This window comes from Acinetobacter sp. TUM15064 (genome assembly GCF_008980265.1).
GTDB lineage: Bacteria > Pseudomonadota > Gammaproteobacteria > Pseudomonadales > Moraxellaceae > Acinetobacter.
The window spans coordinates 1-1195 of sequence record NZ_BKFU01000152.1; the positions used below are offsets into that span (position 1 = coordinate 1).

Sequence of the window (1195 nt, forward strand, 5' to 3'; positions counted from 1 at the left end):
TGTACTAGCTCAAACCTGATCTGACAGTTACCAATATTTGATCTAGGCTGTCAGGTTAAATTTGAGCTAAATTCTTTTCAGCCCAAATATGTTTTCCATCAAGTAATGTTGCAAATGGGGTTCTGCCATTGCACACTTTGCCCTGATGGGTTCGTTTAGTATTATAAAATACTAGCCATTCGTCTAGATCTGTTTGTAATGTTTCTAGTGAATCATAGAGCTTCTTACGGAATGTGATTTGATAAAACTCCTGCAAGATCGTCTTGTGGAATCGTTCGCAAATTCCATTGGTTTGAGGGGATGCCGCTTTGGTCTTAGTGTGATCAATATCATTCAATGCTAAATAGAGCTCATAATCATGGTGTTCCACCTTACCGCAATATTCTGTACCCCTGTCGGTCAGGATTCTCAGCATCGGCAAACCATGCTGAGCATAGAATGGCAGAACCCGATCATTCAGCAGGTCGGCAGCAGTGATTGGGGTTTTAGTGGTGTATAGCTTGCAGTGAACTACCTTGCTGTACGTATCGATAAAAGTTTGCTGATAAATACGTCCTACACCTTTTAAATTTCCCACATAGAAAGTATCTTGTGCTCCAAGATAGCCAGGATGATGTGTCTCAATTTCACCACAAGCTACATCATCTTCATGCTTACGCTCTAATGCAGCGATCTGCTGATCATTCAACTGAATGCCTTCTTGAGCAACTTTCATTTCAAGTGCCTTTAATCGCTTTTTGAAATTCTCAAGATTGTGCCTAAGCCAAATAGAGCGTACACCGCTCCCAGATACAAAGATGCCAATCTGGCGTAGCTCGTTACTGGTTCGATGCTGACCATAAGCTGGATATTGAATTGCAAAGTCAATCACAGCGTGTTCAGTTTGTTCATCAACACGGTTTTTCAAATTTGGAGTTCTACGACTCCGATTGATGAGGGCATCGACATTCCCTGTACTGGCAAGTTCTTGATAACGATAGAATGTATCTCTAGATACGCCCATGACTTTACAAGCTTTGGATACGTTTTGGAGTTCTTCTGCTAAATTCAGCAGACCGACTTTGTGTTTGATGATTTGATTGTTAGTATGCAACATGAGAAGTTACCCTTATTGATTGAGATTCGACACCTTTAATCAAAATCGGTAACTTCTTCTTTTTCAAGACCTATGTCAGATTAAGTCTGAACTAATACA

Annotated in this window: 1 protein-coding gene; it reads right to left on the reverse strand. The window is 40.5% G+C overall.

The features are described from left to right. Window positions 1-55 precede the first annotated feature (55 nt). On the reverse strand, window positions 56-1096 hold the full coding sequence (locus tag GBI16_RS18135; protein ID WP_151707611.1) for an IS481 family transposase: 1041 nt from the start codon (window positions 1094-1096) through the stop codon (window positions 56-58). Window positions 1097-1195: the final 99 nt, after the last annotated feature.

Coding starts and splice junctions, on each gene's coding strand:
- GBI16_RS18135 (WP_151707611.1), bottom strand. CDS start 1,096: ATGTTGCATACTAACAATCAAATCATCAAACACAAAGTCGGTCTGCTG.